At 69.3% G+C, this 15,627-nt stretch carries 15 protein-coding genes and 2 tRNA genes; 13 read left to right on the top strand and 4 right to left on the bottom strand.

Features of this window, described 5'->3' with window-relative positions; genetic code table 11:
* The first annotated feature begins 1 nt into the window (after nucleotide 1).
* The 4 genes from TCCBUS3UF1_RS09000 to TCCBUS3UF1_RS08985 are packed head-to-tail and all read left to right on the top strand — an operon-like array spanning nucleotide 2 to nucleotide 2,841.
* Nucleotides 2-775: a CDP-alcohol phosphatidyltransferase family protein gene (locus tag TCCBUS3UF1_RS09000; RefSeq protein ID WP_014516196.1), complete on the top strand. Its 774-nt coding sequence runs from the start codon at nucleotides 2-4 to the stop codon at nucleotides 773-775.
* Entirely contained in the window at nucleotides 739-1,149 is a 411-nt protein-coding gene (locus TCCBUS3UF1_RS08995; protein WP_014516195.1) for an NUDIX domain-containing protein, read from the top strand. Before TCCBUS3UF1_RS09000 ends, TCCBUS3UF1_RS08995 begins: the two co-directional genes overlap by 37 nt.
* Entirely contained in the window at nucleotides 1,146-1,850 is a 705-nt protein-coding gene (gene tmpR, locus TCCBUS3UF1_RS08990; RefSeq protein ID WP_014516194.1) for a bifunctional dihydropteridine reductase/dihydrofolate reductase TmpR, read from the top strand. Before TCCBUS3UF1_RS08995 ends, tmpR begins: the two co-directional genes overlap by 4 nt.
* Before the next feature lie 13 nt (nucleotides 1,851-1,863).
* Entirely contained in the window at nucleotides 1,864-2,841 is a 978-nt protein-coding gene (locus TCCBUS3UF1_RS08985; protein WP_014516193.1) for a bifunctional oligoribonuclease/PAP phosphatase NrnA, read from the top strand.
* Here TCCBUS3UF1_RS08985 and TCCBUS3UF1_RS08980 read toward each other — a convergent pair.
* Together TCCBUS3UF1_RS08980 and TCCBUS3UF1_RS08975 are read right to left on the bottom strand one after the other, a co-directional pair.
* Nucleotides 2,838-4,052, bottom strand: coding sequence for a 2,3-bisphosphoglycerate-independent phosphoglycerate mutase (locus tag TCCBUS3UF1_RS08980; RefSeq protein ID WP_014516192.1), 1,215 nt, complete (start codon nucleotides 4,050-4,052; stop codon nucleotides 2,838-2,840). The two genes, TCCBUS3UF1_RS08985 and TCCBUS3UF1_RS08980, sit on opposite strands and share 4 nt — an antisense overlap.
* 29 nt (nucleotides 4,053-4,081) lie before the next feature.
* Nucleotides 4,082-5,569, bottom strand: a complete 1,488-nt coding sequence (locus TCCBUS3UF1_RS08975; protein ID WP_231291390.1) for a S8 family serine peptidase — start codon at nucleotides 5,567-5,569, stop codon at nucleotides 4,082-4,084.
* A 93-nt stretch (nucleotides 5,570-5,662) separates the two neighbouring features.
* Here TCCBUS3UF1_RS08975 and proS point away from each other — a divergent pair, with 93 nt between their 5' ends.
* From proS to TCCBUS3UF1_RS08950, 5 genes are all read left to right on the top strand, one after another.
* Entirely contained in the window at nucleotides 5,663-7,096 is a 1,434-nt protein-coding gene (gene proS, locus TCCBUS3UF1_RS08970) for a proline--tRNA ligase (RefSeq protein WP_014516190.1), read from the top strand.
* 6 nt (nucleotides 7,097-7,102) lie between these two features.
* Nucleotides 7,103-7,750, top strand: a complete 648-nt coding sequence (nth, locus tag TCCBUS3UF1_RS08965) for an endonuclease III (protein WP_014516189.1) — start codon at nucleotides 7,103-7,105, stop codon at nucleotides 7,748-7,750.
* An 18-nt stretch (nucleotides 7,751-7,768) separates the two neighbouring features.
* The gene (locus TCCBUS3UF1_RS08960) at nucleotides 7,769-8,923 is read left to right on the top strand and encodes an MFS transporter (protein WP_041433860.1); all 1,155 of its coding nucleotides are present in this window, start codon (nucleotides 7,769-7,771) and stop codon (nucleotides 8,921-8,923) included.
* A gap of 15 nt (nucleotides 8,924-8,938) precedes the next feature.
* The gene (gene glp, locus TCCBUS3UF1_RS08955) at nucleotides 8,939-10,153 is read left to right on the top strand and encodes a gephyrin-like molybdotransferase Glp (RefSeq protein WP_014516187.1); all 1,215 of its coding nucleotides are present in this window, start codon (nucleotides 8,939-8,941) and stop codon (nucleotides 10,151-10,153) included.
* 78 nt (nucleotides 10,154-10,231) lie between these two features.
* Nucleotides 10,232-11,770 carry a DEAD/DEAH box helicase gene (locus tag TCCBUS3UF1_RS08950; RefSeq protein WP_014516186.1) on the top strand — a complete coding sequence of 513 codons (1,539 nt, stop codon included), beginning with the start codon at nucleotides 10,232-10,234 and terminating at the stop codon, nucleotides 11,768-11,770.
* A 32-nt stretch (nucleotides 11,771-11,802) separates the two neighbouring features.
* Here the strand turns inward: TCCBUS3UF1_RS08950 and TCCBUS3UF1_RS08945 are convergent.
* A tRNA-Arg gene (locus TCCBUS3UF1_RS08945) sits at nucleotides 11,803-11,879 on the bottom strand.
* Between the two features lie 150 nt (nucleotides 11,880-12,029).
* On the opposite strand from TCCBUS3UF1_RS08945, the gene tkt reads away from it, so the two are divergent.
* The 3 genes from tkt to rpe are packed head-to-tail and all read left to right on the top strand — an operon-like array spanning nucleotide 12,030 to nucleotide 15,140.
* On the top strand, nucleotides 12,030-13,988 hold the full coding sequence (gene tkt / locus TCCBUS3UF1_RS08940) for a transketolase (RefSeq protein WP_014516185.1): 1,959 nt from the start codon (nucleotides 12,030-12,032) through the stop codon (nucleotides 13,986-13,988).
* A gap of 56 nt (nucleotides 13,989-14,044) precedes the next feature.
* Entirely contained in the window at nucleotides 14,045-14,479 is a 435-nt protein-coding gene (locus TCCBUS3UF1_RS08935) for a phosphate-starvation-inducible PsiE family protein (RefSeq protein ID WP_014516184.1), read from the top strand.
* Between the two features lie 7 nt (nucleotides 14,480-14,486).
* Nucleotides 14,487-15,140: a ribulose-phosphate 3-epimerase gene (rpe, locus tag TCCBUS3UF1_RS08930; protein ID WP_014516183.1), complete on the top strand. Its 654-nt coding sequence runs from the start codon at nucleotides 14,487-14,489 to the stop codon at nucleotides 15,138-15,140.
* Nucleotides 15,141-15,176: 36 nt separating this feature from the next.
* On the opposite strand, the gene TCCBUS3UF1_RS08925 is transcribed toward rpe, so the two are convergent.
* A tRNA-Pro gene (locus tag TCCBUS3UF1_RS08925) sits at nucleotides 15,177-15,253 on the bottom strand.
* Nucleotides 15,254-15,309: 56 nt separating this feature from the next.
* Between TCCBUS3UF1_RS08925 and TCCBUS3UF1_RS08920 the strand changes: the two genes are divergently transcribed.
* Nucleotides 15,310-15,627 carry a cupin domain-containing protein gene (locus tag TCCBUS3UF1_RS08920; protein ID WP_014516182.1) on the top strand — a complete coding sequence of 106 codons (318 nt, stop codon included), beginning with the start codon at nucleotides 15,310-15,312 and terminating at the stop codon, nucleotides 15,625-15,627.

The raw sequence follows: 15,627 nt of genomic DNA, 5'->3' as shown, positions 1-15,627 counted from the left end.
CATGGTCCCGGGCGCCAAGGCCAGGCCGGTGCAGGAGTTTTTGAACGTTCTCCTCTACCGTCCCCTGGCCCACCTCCTGGTCCTCCTCCTCTATCCCACGCCCCTAAAGCCCCATCACCTGGTCCTTTTCCACACCGGGCTGGTGCTCTTTGCCGCCTGGCTCCTCCTGGAGGGGAAGGACCTCTGGGCAGCCCTCCTTCTCCAGCTGAAAACGGTCCTGGACAACGCCGACGGCCAGCTGGCCCGCCTCCGGAAGGAGGTGACGGAGCTGGGCCGTTACCTGGACACGGAGCTGGACCTCCTGGGCAACCTGGCCCTTTTTCTGGCCCTGGGGGCAAGGACCGGGGCCTGGGGGATGGCCCTGGCCGCTTTTTTGGTCTTCACCCTGGTCCAGTCCTACGATTTCAACCTGGAAAGGCTTTACCGCGAGGCCCGGGGCTTTCCCCTTCCCCAGGCGCCCAAAGACCCCAATACCCCGGGGCTTCGCCTCCTTAGGGGGGTGTACCGCCTTCTCTTTGGGCCCCAGGACCGTGGGATTGAGGCCCTGGAGCGCTTCCTGCAGGCCCGCTTGGGCCTATCCCGGGAGCGCTTCTGGGATGAGGCGGCCCTGGCCGGGGTGGTGAACCTGGGCCTGACCACCCAGCTCTTCTTCCTAGGGCTTTTCCTCCTCTTCCACCAGCCTGGGGCCTACCTCACCTTTGCCCTCCTCCAGGCCCTGTATCTTGGCCTTTGGTACCTATGGAGGATCATCCGCGCTATCCCATCCCCACGGTAGGGGCCTTGGTGGAACAGGGCGGGAAGGTGCTCCTGGTGCGCACCGCCAAATGGCGGGGGCTTTGGGGGGTACCCGGCGGGAAGGTGGAATGGGGGGAGGCCCTGGAGGAGGCCTTGCGCCGGGAGTTTCGCGAGGAGGTGGGTCTGGAACTTAGGGCCATCCGCTTCGCCCTGGTGCAGGAGGCCCGTTTCAGCCCGGAGTTCCACCGGCCCACCCACATGCTCCTCCTCAACTACTTCGCCCAGGGGGTGGGGGAGGTGCGGCCCGGGGAGGAGATCCTGGAATGGGCCTGGGTGGCGCCGGAGGCGGCCCTGGCCTACCCCTTAAATGGCTTCACCCGCCTCCTGGTGGCCCGGTACCTGGAGGGCGCATGAGGGTGGCCCTGGTGACGGGCAGCGCCAAGGGCATCGGGCGGAGCATCCTCCTGGCCTTGGCCCGGGAGGGGTTTAGCGTGGCCGTGCACTACCGCACCTCGGAGGCTCTGGCCGAGGCCACGCGCCAGGAGGCCGAGGCCCTGGGGGTGAGGGCCATCAAGGTCCGGGCCGATCTCACCCGGGAGGAGGAGGTCCAGGCCCTGGTGGAGGAGGTGCGCTACCACTTGGGCGGGGTGGGCGTCCTGGTCAACAACGTGGGGGACTACCTCTACAAGCCCATTGAGGCGGTGACCCTCGAGGAGTGGCGCTGGATCCTGGACACCAACCTCACCGCCACCTTCCTCCTCACCCAAAAGGTTCTCCCCCTGATGGTGGCCCAGGGGTACGGCCGCATCGTCAACCTGGGATACGCCGGGGCGGGGAACCTTCTGGCCCGGCCCCACATCACCCCCTACGCCATCGCCAAGACCGGGGTCATCCTCTACACCAAGGCCATCGCCAAGCGCTTCGCCCAGGCGGGGATCACCGCCAACGTGGTGGCCCCGGGGGTGGCGGAGAACTCCGTTTCCAAGCCCCTCCATGAGATTCCCATGGGACGGCTGGCCCTTTTGGAGGAGGTGGCCCGGGCGGTGGTCTTTTTGGTGAAGGAGCCCTACCTCACGGGCCAGGTCCTGGAGGTGGCGGGGGGGTGGAACCTATAGTAGCCTAAGCCCCGTGGACGGCAACGCCCCTGACCCCCAGTACTGGGAGAGGATGCGCCTGGTGGCCGAGGTCCTGCGGGCCGTGGAGGGCCCCATTTACATCGCCACCCACGTGGACCCCGACGGGGACGCCATCGGCAGCTCCTTGGGCCTCTACCGGGCCCTGAAGGCCTTGGGCAAGGACGCCCGCTGGGTGGCCGAGCCCCCCCGCTTCCTCCGCTTCCTGCCCAAGGAGGAGGAGTACTCCGACCCCGTGGACCGACTTCCCCCAGGGGCTACCCTGGTGGCCCTGGACAGCGCCGAGCCCAGCCGGGTGGTGGGGGTGCCGGTGGAGGGCTTTGTCATCAACATTGACCACCACGGCACCAATCCCCGCTTCGGCCACCTGTTCGTGGTGGACCCCTCCAAGGCCGCCACCGCCCAGATGGTCAAGGACCTCGTGGACCTCCTGGGGGTGGCCTGGACGGCGGAGATCGCCACCCCCATCCTCACAGGGATCCTCACGGATACCGGCAACTTCCGCTTCGCCAACACCACCCCGGAGGTGCTCAAGGTGGCGGCGGAGCTTCTGGGCTACGGGGTGAAGCTCCCTGAGCTCACCGATCGCCTGCAGTTCCGCCCCCCCTCCTACTTCCGCCTCATGGGCCAGGTGCTCTCCACCGTGGCCTTCCACTTTGGGGGGCTCCTCGTGACCGCCCACCTGCCCGAGGAGGCGAGGCGGGATGAGGAGGACTCCGACGACTTCGTGGGCCTCATCCGTTACGTGGAGGGGAGCGTGGTCTCCGTCTTCCTGCGCCGGCGGGAGGAGGGGGTGAAGGTTTCCATCCGCTCCCGCGGTGGGGTTTCCGCCCAGAACATCGCCCTTCGCCTGGGGGGTGGGGGGCATGTGCCCGCCGCCGGGGCCACCCTCAGGGGGGTGGACCTGGACCGGGCCTACGAGCAGGTACTGGAGGCCGTGGCCGAGGAGCTCAGGCGGGCCGGCTACCTCTAGGCCCCGTACTTGAGAAGCCTCCCCGCGTGGGCCAGGAGCAGGGGCATGAGTTCCACGCCCCGCAGATGGCCGAGGCTTCCCCTTAGGGCCTCGGCCTCGGTGAAGCGCCGGGCCTCGTCTTTCCGCAGGTAGGGGGCCTGGAGGAGGAGGGGGACGGGGTGCCAGGAGTGCCCCCTAAGGGCCGCCGGGGTGGAGTGGTCCCCGGTGAGGGCCAAGACCCCGGGTTCCAGGGCCAAAAGCTCGGGCAGAAGGGCGTCAAAGCGCTCAATCTCCTTCACCTTGCCCCAGAAGTCCCCATCCTCCCCCTTGGCGTCCGTCTTTTTGAAGTGCAGGTAGAAGAAATCGTACCGCTCCCAGTGTTCCCGCAGGGCGTTGAGCTTCCCCTCGTGGGCGTCCCCCTCGCCTTCCACGGGCAGGACCTCCATCCCCACCAGGGCGGCCAGGCCCTTGTACATGGGGTAGCTGGCGATGGCGGCGGCCCTTAGGCCAAAGACCTCGGCCACGCTGGGGAAGCGGGGCCGCCCAGAGGCGCCCCGGAAGAGGGCCCCGTTCAGCCGGGGCTCGTCCTTTAGGACCTCCCGGATGCGCTCCGAGAGGAGGTTGACCACGCGGGCCGTCTTCTCTGAGGCGGGGTCCAGGGCCTCGGCCCTTAGGGGGGGAAGCCCCACCCGCTGGGGATCGGTGTCCGTGACCTTCTCTCCCAACCCCTCTCCCCGCAGGATGACGAGAAAGCGGTGCTCGCTTTCCGTGTAGAAGTGGACCTCCACGTCCTCCACCCGGGGGATGGCCTCTTGGAGCCGGGCCACCACCCGGGCGTTTTCCTCCGTGCTGGGGCGGCCTGCCCGCCGGTCCTCCACCCTTCCCTCCTTCAGGGTGGCGAAGTTCCCCCTTAGGGCCACATCCCCTTCGCGGAAATCCGCCCCCAGGCCCAACGCGCTCAGGGCCCCCCGGCCCACCAGGTAGCGGAAGGGGTCGTAGCCGAAAAGGGCCAGGTGGCCGGGGCCCGAGCCGGGGGCAAGCCCGGGGTACACGGGTGTGAGAAGGCCTAGGGCGCTTTTCTCTGCCAGGCGGTCCAGGTTGGGGGTCTTGGCGGCTTCCAGCTCTGTGGGCCCGCCCGGCTCCAGGGGAAGCCCCCCTACCCCATCCAGGACCACCAGGAGGATCTTGCTGCCCTTCTGCCCAAGTTCCTTGAACACGGGAAAGAGGTCCATGCCGCCATTCTAGGGGAATCCCCCTGGGCCTAGCGCGTGGCGCGGTCGGCGTCCAGCAGGCCGTGGCCGAAGAGCTGACGGCTTCCTGCGGCCTCGGCGCTGGCCTTCAGGTGGGCCCGCACCTCCCCCGGGGTCCAGCGGGGATAGAGGGCCTTGACCAGGGCGGCCACGGCGGCCACGTGGGGGCTGGCCATGGAGGTGCCCCCGTACCAAGCGTAGCCGGGGGTTTCCTCGTCCACGATCACGGTAGAGAGGATCAGGTGGTAGCGCCAGCCCGGGGGGCGTTCCCCGGAGGGCCGGTAGCACCAGCTTTGGCCCCGTGGGTCCAGGCCACAATCCCCCCCGGGAGCCGCCAGGTCCACGGCGGCCCCATAGTTGGAATAAAAGGCCAGGATATCTTGGCCTGGCACGGCCTCGAGGGTCTCGGGGGTGGGGTAGGGGTACTGCCAGAGGGGGGTGGCCGTGCCCGTGGCGGATACGGAGACCACCGTGGGCAGGTCGGAAGGGATGTGGACCAGGTAGCCGTTGGCGTTTTGGGCGCTGTTGCCTGCGGAGGCCACCACCAGGGTGCCCATGCGGTTGGCGTACTTCAGCACCCGGTCCCAGGCCACCTTGGCCGCCACGTCCTCCCGGTTGCGGGTGTCCAGGGTGCCCCCCAGGCTCATGTTGATGACCGGGTACCCCTTGCGGGCGGCGTCCAGGATGGCAGCGAAGATGGGGCCGTCAAAGGCGCCCACGTCGTCGTACTCCCCTTCCTGGTCCGTGAAGTGGATGCGGTCAAACACCTTATAGGCGGCGATCCGCACCCCGGGGGCTACCCCTACCACCCGGCCGCCCCCAAAGGCCGCGGCCACGATCCCGGCCACGTGGGTTCCGTGGCCTTCGTACATCACGTTGGGGGCAGGGGTACAGGGGTTGGCCGGGTCCAGGCGGTCAAAGTCAATCCAAAGGGCGTACTTGGGGTAGCTGGGGGTGGCCTGGGGCCCCCCCGTTTCCCGGCAGTAGTTGGTGGCCACGAAGTCCACCACCTGGCCTTGGAGGTCGGGGTGGTTGTCCATGACCCCGGTGTCCAGGACGGCCACCGTGGCCCTGGCCTGGACCTTTAGGGGCACCCGCGCCCACACCCTGGGGGCTCCAACCCGCCTCAGGTGCCACTGGTAGCGGTAAAGGGTATCCGCGGCCGTGGGGGTGCCCAAGGTGTCCGTGGCCTCCAGAAGGCGCTCGGTCTTGGGGAGGGTGTAGCGGCCTTCCCGGCCCACCGCCAGCACCTCGGGGTGCTTGGCCAGGCGGCTGGCCGTGCCGGGGTCGGCCAGGACCACCAGGGTGCCGATGGGTTCCAAGGCCCTCAGCACCCGGGCTCCCGCTCCTTCCGCCCAGGCCGGGGCGTTGGCCGGCAGGGTTTCCGACTTGAACACCACCAGGTACCGGGCTTTCCCCGAAGCGCCCTGGACCTGCAGGCTGGCCCCACCTGGGGCTTGCTGGGTGCAGGCCGAAAAGGCCAGGGCCAGCGCGACCAATAGAGGAAACCAAATTTTTCCCATACTTACCTCCGGTGCGGTGCCCTTTGATTCTACTCCCCTTGGGGGCCCCTCTGGGTATGATGGGCGGGTATGGCGAAGGAGAAGGGCCTAACCCCCCAGAGCCAAGACTTCAGCGAGTGGTACCTCGAGGTCATCCAAAAGGCGGAGTTGGCCGACTATGGGCCGGTGCGGGGGACCATCGTGGTCCGCCCCTACGGATACGCCCTCTGGGAGAACATCCAGCAGGTCCTGGACCGCATGTTCAAGGAAACGGGCCACCAGAACGCCTACTTCCCCCTTTTTATCCCCATGGGCTTCCTGAAGAAGGAGGCGGAGCACGTGGAGGGCTTCTCCCCCGAGCTGGCCGTGGTGACCCACGCGGGGGGGGAGGAGCTGGAAGAACCCTTGGCGGTGCGGCCCACCTCGGAGACGGTGATCGGCTACATGTGGTCCAAGTGGATCAAGAGCTGGCGGGACCTGCCCCAGCTCCTCAACCAGTGGGGGAACGTGGTGCGCTGGGAGCTCCGCACCCGGCCTTTCCTGCGCACCAGCGAGTTCCTTTGGCAGGAGGGGCACACCGCCCACGCCACCCGGGAGGAGGCGGAGGCGGAGGTGCGGCGGATGCTGGGGATCTACGCCAGGCTGGCCCGGGAGTACGCGGCCATCCCCGTCCTCGAGGGCCTGAAAACGGAGAAGGAGAAGTTCGCTGGGGCCGTTTACACCACCACCATTGAGGCCATGATGCGGGACGGCAAGGCCCTCCAGTCCGGCACCAGCCACTACCTGGGGGAGAACTTCGCCCGGGCCTTTGACATCAAGTTCCAGGACAAGGACCTGGAGGTCAAGTACGTGCACACCACCAGCTGGGGGCTTTCCTGGCGCTTCATCGGGGCCATCATCATGACCCATGGGGACGACCAGGGCCTTATCCTGCCTCCCCGCCTGGCCCCCATCCAGGTGGTGGTGGTGCCCATCTACCGCGAGGAGAGCCGGGAAGGGGTCCTGGAGGCCGCCCAGGAGCTCGGAAGGCGCCTCCTCCAGGCCGGCCTCAGGGTTCACCTGGACGACCGGGACCAGTACACCCCGGGGTACAAGTTCCACGAGTGGGAGCTCAAGGGGGTGCCCTACCGGGTGGAGCTGGGGCCCAAGGACCTCGAGGCGGGCGAGGCGGTGCTGGCAAGCCGCCTGGGCGGCAAGGAGCGGGTTTCCCTGGAGGCCCTTCCCCATATCCTTCCAGGGAAGCTGGACGCCTTCCACGAGGCCCTTTACGGGCGGGCCCTGGCCTTCCTGGAGGCCCACACCCGGAAGGTGGAGGACTACGGGGCCTTCAAGGAGGCGGTGCAGGAGGGCTTTGCCCTGGCCTTCCACTGCGGGGACAAGGCCTGCGAGCGCCTCATCCAGGAGGAGACCACCGCCACCACCCGCTGCGTGCCCTTTGCGGGGGAGCCGGAGGAAGGGGTTTGCGTCCGTTGCGGGAGGCCGGCGGCCTACGGCAAGCGGGTGGTCTTCGCCAAGGCCTACTGAGGGGGCATGGAGGAGGCACCTGAGCGGAAAAGGGCCCGCGCCCTGGCCATCCTGGAGGCCCTGAAGGCCGCTTACCCGGGAGCCAGAACGGAGCTCCGCCACGAAAACCCCTTCCAGCTCCTGGTGGCCACGGTCCTCTCGGCCCAGGCCACGGACAAGAGCGTGAACGAGGCCACCCCGGCCCTTTTCGCCCGCTTCCCCACCCCAGAGGCTCTGGCGGCGGCCAGTCCCGAGGCGGTGGAGCCCTACATCCGGCGCATCGGGCTTTACAAGACCAAGGCCAAGAACCTGGTGGCCCTGGCGCGGAGGCTCGTGGCGGAACACGGGGGGGAAGTACCCCGGGACAAGAAGGCCCTTATGGCCCTGCCCGGGGTAGGGTGGAAGACGGCCACCGTGGTCCTGGGGGCGGCCTTTGGCGTGCCCGGCATCGCCGTGGACACCCACGTGGCCCGGGTGAGCCGGAGGCTTGGCCTCTCCCTGGCCAAGAGGCCGGAACAGGTGGGGGCGGAGCTGGAAGCCCTCTTCCCCAAGGAGGACTGGGTCTTCCTCCACCACGCCCTGGTGCTCCACGGGCGCTACGTCTGCACGGCCCGAAAGCCCCGCTGCCGGGACTGCCCCCTGGCCCCTTCCTGCCCAAGCCGCCAGGAAGCCTAAGGAGAAAGGTTGGTATATGTGAACGGCGTCCTCGCTTCGCCCGCTTACCGCTTCGTCGTGGCCAGTTTCCTCTGGTCCTTCGGGGGAAACCTGGTCTACTTCTTCCTGAACTTCCACCTCGAGGCCCTGGGCTACTCCCGCCAGGCTATCGGCTACGCCCAGGCCCTCCTCCTCTTCACTGGGGTGGTCTTCGCCTTGCCCTTGGCCTACCTCATCCCCCGCCTGGGCTACCTGAAAAGCCTTTACGGGGCCTTCGCCCTGGCGGTGGGAAGCGGCCTCCTCCTGGGCCTGGGCCTTTGGGTCTTCCCCTCCCTGGCCGCCTATGGCCTGGCGGGGGCCCTCCTCCAGGGGGCCTCGGCCCCCCTCATGGCCCGGCTGGTCCCTCCCGAAAGGCGGGTGGCCCTTTTTAGCCTCCAGGCGGCCCTGACCACCGCCAGCGGCTTCTTCTCCACCCTCTTGGCCGGCTTCCTTTCCGACGCCCTGGGGGCCCGCTGGGTCCTCCTCTTCGCCCTGCCCTTCTTCCTCCTGGCCCTGCCCTTGGTGCTGGGCCTGCCCGAGGGGGAGGGGAAGGCCCCACGCCTCCAGGGGCGCTTCGCCCTCTGGCTCAGGCTCCTCCTGCCCCAGGTGGTCATCGGCCTGGGGGCGGGGCTGGTCATCCCCTTTTTGAACCTCTACCTCAAGGAGAAGTTCGGCCTCAGCTACGGGAACACGGGGCTGGTTTTCGCCCTTTCCTCCTTGGCCACGGGGGGGGCCATGCTCCTCCAGCCCCTTTTGGTGAGGAGGGTGGGGAAGCTGGGGGCCATCGTCCTTGTCCAGGTCCTCTCCCTCCCCTTCCTGGCCCTTCTGGCCTGGGCCCCTTGGCTTCCCGTGGTCACCTTCGCCCTCCTGGTGCGGGGGGCCTTGATGAACGCCGCCGGGCCGGTCTACGCCGCCTTGGTCATGGACTACCTGCCCGAGGCGGAACGCCCGGGGTTTTTCCTGGTGGAGGGGGGGCTTTGGAGCCTGCTCTTTGCCCTGGGCAGCGCCCTTTCCGGCAGGGTGCAGGAGGCCTTGGGCCTTGCGGCCTTCCACTACCTCTTCGGGGCCACCCTGGCCCTTTACGCCTTGGGGATTGCCCTCTGGCCCTGGGCCTTTGGCCGCCTGCGGGCCGCCTACGGGGAGCACCCTTCCTGAGCTTAGACTGGAAGCATGCGCACGAACCTCAGCGTGGAAGAGGCCCTGGAGCTGGTCCTAGGGGAGGTGCGGGGGGACCTTGAGGCCGAGGAACTTCCCCTAAGGGAGGCCCTGGGCCGGGTGTTGGCCGAGGACCTCGCCTCCCTGGTGGACCACCCGGACCAGGACGACACCGCCATTGACGGCTACGCCTGCCGGCAGGCGGACACCCTGGGGGCTAGCCCCGAAAGCCCGGTGCGGCTCCGCCTCATCGGGGAGGCCCCCGCGGGCCGGCCCTTCCCCGGGCGGGTGGGGCCAGGGGAAGCGGTGGCCGTCTACACCGGGGCCCCCATCCCGGAAGGGGCGGACGCCGTGGTGCGGGTGGAGGACACGAGGCGGGAGGGGGAGGGGGTCCTCCTCTTCGCCCCCGCAAGCCCCAAGGACATCCGGCCCAAGGGGGACGACCTGAAGCGGGGGGAGGTCTACCTCCGGCGGGGGGACCTCCTCACCCCGGGGCGGCTGGGCCTGGCCGCGGCCATGGGCCACCCCCGGGTGCGGGTCTTCCGCAGGCCCCGGGTGGGCATCCTCTCCACGGGGGACGAGGTGGTGGAGCCCGGGGAGCCCCTGCCCTTTGGCGGGGTGTACAACTCCAACGCCTACAGCCTTCTGGGCCTGGTCCTCGAGGCCGGGGGGGAGCCCGTCCTCCTGGGCAAGGTGGAGGACCGCCCCGAGGCCTTGCTGGAGAGGCTGGAAGGGGCCGGGCCCCTGGACCTCCTCCTCACCTCGGGCGGGGTGTCCATGGGGGCCTACGACGTGGTGCGCCGGGTGCTGGAGGAGCGGGGGGAGGTGGTCTTCTGGAAGGTGAAGCAGCAGCCCGGGGGGCCCCTCCTCCTGGCGCGGCTGGGGGGGCTTCCTGTTCTGGGGCTTCCCGGGAACCCCGTGTCCAGCATGGTGACCTTTTTCCTTTACGGCAGGCCCTTCCTCTTCCGGCTCCAGGAGCGCACCGACCCCCCTTACGCCTCCCTCTGGGCCAAGGCCCTCACCCCCTTCCGGGGGGCTAAGGGGAAAAAGGTCTTCCGCCGGGGGGTGCTGGCCTTGGGGGAGGAGGCGGTGGTGCGCACCACGGGAAACCAAAGCAGCGGCGTCCTCCGCTCCATGGCCTTTGGCAACGCCCTGGTGGTGATCCCCCCCGACGGGGAGGTGCGGGAGGGGGAGAGGGTGGAGGTCATCCCCTTGACATTCGTGCCCTAGTTCACTAAACTTAAAAAGTTTACGGGCTTTACCCCCTCCTTTTCGGGCGCGCGGGTGAGGCCCGGAAAGCGAGCGAGAATGGAGTTCAAAGACTTTCCCCTGAAGGCTGAGATCCAAGAGGCCCTCTCCCGCCGCGGCATCGTGGCCCCCACGCCCATCCAGGCCGCGGCCTTGCCCCTGGCCCTGGAGGGCAAGGACCTCATCGGCCAGGCCCGCACGGGTACGGGCAAGACCCTGGCCTTCGCCCTGCCCATCGCCCAGGCCCTCGAGGCCTCCTCCGAGCGGGGGCGGCCCCCCAGGGCCATCGTCCTCACCCCCACCCGGGAGCTCTGCCTGCAGGTGGCCTCGGAGCTTGCCGCCGTGGCCCCCCACCTTAAGGTGGTGGCCGTCTACGGGGGCACCGGCTACGGCAAGCAGCGGGAGGAGCTCGCCCGGGGGGCGGATGTGGTGGTGGCCACCCCAGGCCGGGCCCTGGACTACCTGAAGCAAGGGGTCTTGGACCTCTCCCAGGTGCGGATCGCCGTCTTGGACGAGGCCGACGAGATGCTCTCCATGGGCTTTGAGGAGGAGGTGGAGGCCATCCTTAAGGCCACGCCCCAGGAGAGGCAGACCCTTCTCTTCTCCGCCACCCTGCCTTCCTGGGCCCGGCGCCTGGCCGAGCGCTACATGAGGGCCCCGGTGGTCATCAACGTGGTCCGGGAGGAGGGGGTAACCTACCGGGAGGAGGCCCTCCTGGCCCCAAGCGAGCGCCTTTCCCTCCTTTCCGACCTGCTCTATGTCAAGTCGCCCAAGCGGGCCATCGTCTTCACCCGCACCAAGGCGGAGACCGAGGAGGTGGCCACCGGCCTCCTCCGCCTGGGCCACCCGGCCCGGGCCATCCACGGGGACCTTTCCCAAGCGGACCGGGAACGGGTGATGCGGGCCTTCCGCGATGGGGAGGTGCGGATCCTGGTGGCCACGGACGTGGCCGCCCGGGGCTTAGACATCCCCGAGGTGGACCTGGTGGTCCACTTCCGCCTGCCCGACAAGCCGGAGACCTACCAGCACCGCTCTGGGCGTACCGGCCGGGCGGGGCGGGGGGGTGAGGTGGTCATCCTCTACGGGAACCGGGAGAAGCGGGAGCTGGCCGAGCTGGAGCGGGCCGTGGGCCGCACCTTCAAGCGGGTGAACCCGCCCACCCCGGAGGAGGTCCTGGAGGCCAAATGGCACCACCTCCTGGCCCGCTTGGCCCGGGTGCCGGAGAAGGACTACAAGCTCTACCTGGACTTCGCCGGCAGGCTTTTCGCCGAGGGCCGGGTGGAGGTGGTGGCCGCCCTCATGGCCCTCCTCCTGGGCGGGGCGCCCCGGGAGAAAAGCCTCCTCACCGGGGAGGAGGGCTGGCTCACCTTCAAGGCCACCGGGCCCCGGCTCACCCTGCCCCGCTTGGTGGCCCTGCTGAAGGAAAGGGGCCTCGAGGTGGGCAAGATCGCCCAAGGGGAGGAGGGGTTGTACGTGGACCTCCGCCCCCAGGACCTTCCCCGCCTGGCCGAGGTGGATGGGGTAAGGCTGGAGCGGGCCAAACGGGTGGAGGCCCTGCCCGAGCCTCCCTCCCGGCCCCGACGCCCGGTTCGGACCTAAAGGAAAGCCCCGCCCCAAAGGGGCAGGGCTTTTGGTGCGCCCGGAGGGATTCGAACCCCCGACCTAGGGCTTAGGAAGCCCCCGCTCTATCCTGCTGAGCTACGGGCGCCCACGCCTTTGGGATTTTAGCACCGGGGCAGGGCCAAGGCAACCGCCTTTCCCCGGTATAGTTTTCCCTTGGGTAAAGGGGCGGCCTTTAGCCCCCTTTTCCCCGCCCTGGGGGCTTGGGCCCAGGCCGGGGCGTATCCTGGAGGGAACCATGACCGATACCCAGGACCTCGAGGCCCTTTCGGTGAACGCCATCCGTTTCCTGGCCGTGGATGCGGTGGAGAAGGCCAGAAGCGGCCACCCGGGGATGCCCATGGCCATGGCCCCCCTGGCCTACCTCCTGTACCGGGAGGCCATGCGCCACAACCCCCTGGACCCCGCTTGGCCGGGCCGCGACCGGTTTGTGCTTTCCGCCGGGCACGGGTCCATGCTCCTCTATGCCGTCTTGCACCTCACCGGCTACCCCCTTCCCTTGGAGGAGATCCAGCGCTTCCGCCAATGGGGCTCCAAGACCCCTGGCCATCCCGAGCGCGGGCACACCCCGGGGGTGGAGGTGACCACGGGGCCCTTGGGCCAGGGCCTCGCCACCGCGGTGGGCCTGGCCTTGGCCGAGAGGAAGTTGGCCGCGGAGTTCAACCGCCCGGGGCACACCGTGGTGGACCACTACACCTATGTCCTGGCCTCGGACGGGGACCTGATGGAGGGGGTATCCGGGGAGGCCAGCTCCCTGGCAGGGCACTGGCGGCTTTCCAAGCTCATCGTCTTCTGGGACGACAACCGCATCTCCATTGACGGCTCCACCGACCTGGCCTTCTCCGAGGAGGTCCTCCTCCGCTACCGCGCCTACGGCTGGCAGACCCTCAGGGTGGAGGACGCCAACGACCTCCGGGCCCTGCGCCACGCCCTGAGGCTGGCCCAGATGGACGAGCGCCCCAGCCTGATCGCCGTGCGCAGCCACATCGGCTACGGCTCCCCCAAGCAGGACTCCCCCAAGGCCCACGGCGAGCCCCTGGGCCCCGAGGCCGTGGCCGCCACCCGGGAGCGCCTGGGCTGGCCTTACTCCCCCTTCGCCATCCCCGAGGAGGTCTATCGCCACATGGACATGCGGGCCCAGGGCAAGGCCTGGCAGGAAGCCTGGGAAAGGGCCCTCGAGGCCTACGCCCGGGCCTACCCCGAGCTGTACCAAGAACTCCTCCGCCGCCTTCAGGGGGAGCTTCCCCCCTTGCCCGAAGAGCCCCCAGCCTTTGAGAAGCCCCTGGCCACCCGGGCCGCCAGCGGTAAGGTCCTGGACCTTCTCGCCCCCCGCATGCCAGAACTTCTGGGGGGCAGCGCCGACCTCACCCCCTCCAACAACACCCAGGCCCAGGGCATGGAGGACTTCTCCCCGGAAAACCCCCTGGGCCGCTACCTCCACTTCGGGGTGCGGGAGCACGCCATGGGGGCCATCCTCAACGGGCTCAACCTCCACGGGGGGTTCCGCGCCTACGGGGGTACCTTTTTGGTCTTCTCCGACTACCTGCGCCCCGCCCTGCGCCTGGCCGCCCTCATGGACACCCCCACGGTCTTCGTCTTCACCCACGACTCCATCGCCTTGGGGGAGGACGGCCCCACCCATCAGCCGGTGGAGCACCTCCTCTCCCTCCGGGCCATGCCCAACCTCTGGGTCATCCGCCCGGCGGACGCCCACGAGACCTTCTACGCCTGGCAGGTGGCCCTAAGGCGGCAGGAGGGCCCCACCGCCTTGGTCCTCACCCGCCAGGCGGTGCCCCTCCTGCCCCGGGAGAAGGCCAAGGGGGCCCTCCGGGGAGGGTACGTCCTGGAGGACGCGGAGGAGCCGGAGGGCATCCTCTTGGCCACGGGGAGCGAGGTCCACCTGGCCCTCCAGGCCCGGGCCCTCCTGGCGGCAAGGGGGCGGAGGGTGCGGGTGGTGAGCCTGCCCTGCCGGGAGCTCTTTGAGGCCCAGCCCGAGGCCTACCGCCTCGAGGTCCTGCCCCCGGGGCTGCCCGTGGTGGCGGTGGAGGCGGGGGCTTCCCTGGGGTGGGAGCGGTACGCCCAGCGGGTGGTGGGCCTGGACCGCTTTGGGGCCAGCGCCCCCTACCCCGAGGTTTACGAGCGCCTGGGCTTCACCCCGGAACGGGTGGCGGAGGCCCTCCTGGACCTCCTGGTGTAGCCACACCGGCCCCCTCCCCTTGGGGTGGGGGCCGGGCTGAACTACCCTGGTAAGGTATGGAGCGCCTTTCCCGCTTCTTCCCTCGGGCGGAGGCCACCATTTACCTCTTTGCCGGCCTCCTGGTGGTCCTGGGCGCGGCCTACCTTCTGGCGGGGGCCTTGGTGGAGGGGGTCGGGCTCCTCCTGAAAGGGGAGGGGGGGAAGCTGGCGGTCTTCCTCCTGGACCGGGTCCTCCTGGCCCTGATGATGGCGGAGATCCTCTACACCCTGGCCCGTTCGGCCAGGGAGGGCCAGCTCCAGGTGGAGCCCTTTCTCATCCTGGGCATCATCGCCGGGGTGCGGCGGATCCTGGTGGTGACGGCGGAGGGGCTGCAGAAGTTCCCCTTCTCCCTGGACCACCCGGGGTTCCAGGCGGTCTTGGCCGAGCTCCTCCTCCTTTCGGCCATGGTCCTGGCCCTGGCCTGGGCCTACCGGCTGGTGCGCAGGGTATAGTGGCCTTGTGCGTTTTGCCGTTTCCATCCTCACCGCGGACTTCAGCCGGCTAGGGGAGCAGATCGCCGAGGCCGAGGCCGCCGGGGTGGACTGGATCCACCTGGATGTGATGGACGGGGTCTTCGTCCCCAACCTCACCTTCGGCCCCCTTCTGGTGGAGGCGGTGCGGCAGGCCACCTCCTTGCCCCTGGACGTGCACCTGATGATCGCGCAGCCGGAGCGCTACCTGGAGGACTTCGCCCGGGCGGGGGCCGACATCCTCACCGTCCACGCCGAGGCCACCCCACACGCCCACCGGGCAGTGCAGCGGATCAAGGAGCTGGGGAAGAAGGCGGGGCTGGCCATCAACCCCGGTACCCCCCTCGAGGCCCTCTTTCCCCTCCTCCCCGAGCTGGACCTGGCCCTCCTCATGAGCGTGAACCCCGGTTTTGGGGGGCAGCGTTACATCCCCACCGCCACCCCGCGCCTCCGCCGCCTCAAGGAGATGCGGGACCAGCTCAACCCCGGCTGCCTCCTGGAGGTGGACGGGGGGGTGAACCGGGACACGGTGGCCGAGGTCTACCGGGCCGGGGCCGACGTGGCCGTGGCGGGAAGCGCCCTCTTCAACGGGAGGCCGGTGGCGGAAAACCTGCGGGACCTTAAGGAGGCCCTAGGAGGCTAAAGGAGAAGCCCCCGCCCCTAGGGCGGGGGCTTTCCTTGGTCGGGGAGGCCGGATTTGAACCGACGACCACACGCACCCCAAGCGTGTGCGCTACCAGGCTGCGCTACTCCCCGGCGCGCAAAGGTTAGTGTAGTGCGCCCTTCCTTCCCCGTCAAGTAGACTTGGGGGCATGGAGATCCGGGACCTCAAAAGCCTGGCCCGTTTCAGCCCGGAACGGATGGCCAAGATCCCCGTCTTTGACTCCCCTCACCTCCTTTACGACCTCTACGCCCTCCTGCCGGGGCAGGCCCAGAAGGTGCACGCCCACCTGGGGTCGGACAAGGTCTACTACGTGCTGGAGGGGGAGGTGGTGGTGCGGGTGGGGGAGGAGGAGGCCCTCCTGGCCCCCGGCATGGCGGCCTTGGCCCCCGCGGGCCAGCCCCACGGGGTGCGCAACGAGTCGGCCAGCCCGGCCCTCCTCCTGGTGGTCATGGCCCCCAGGCCCTAG

The sequence above is a fragment of the Thermus sp. CCB_US3_UF1 genome (assembly GCF_000236585.1).
In the GTDB taxonomy this organism is placed as follows: Bacteria; Deinococcota; Deinococci; order Deinococcales; family Thermaceae; genus Thermus.
The sequence above is the reverse complement of the archived record's forward strand: the minus strand, read 5'-3'. Positions and strand labels throughout refer to the sequence as shown.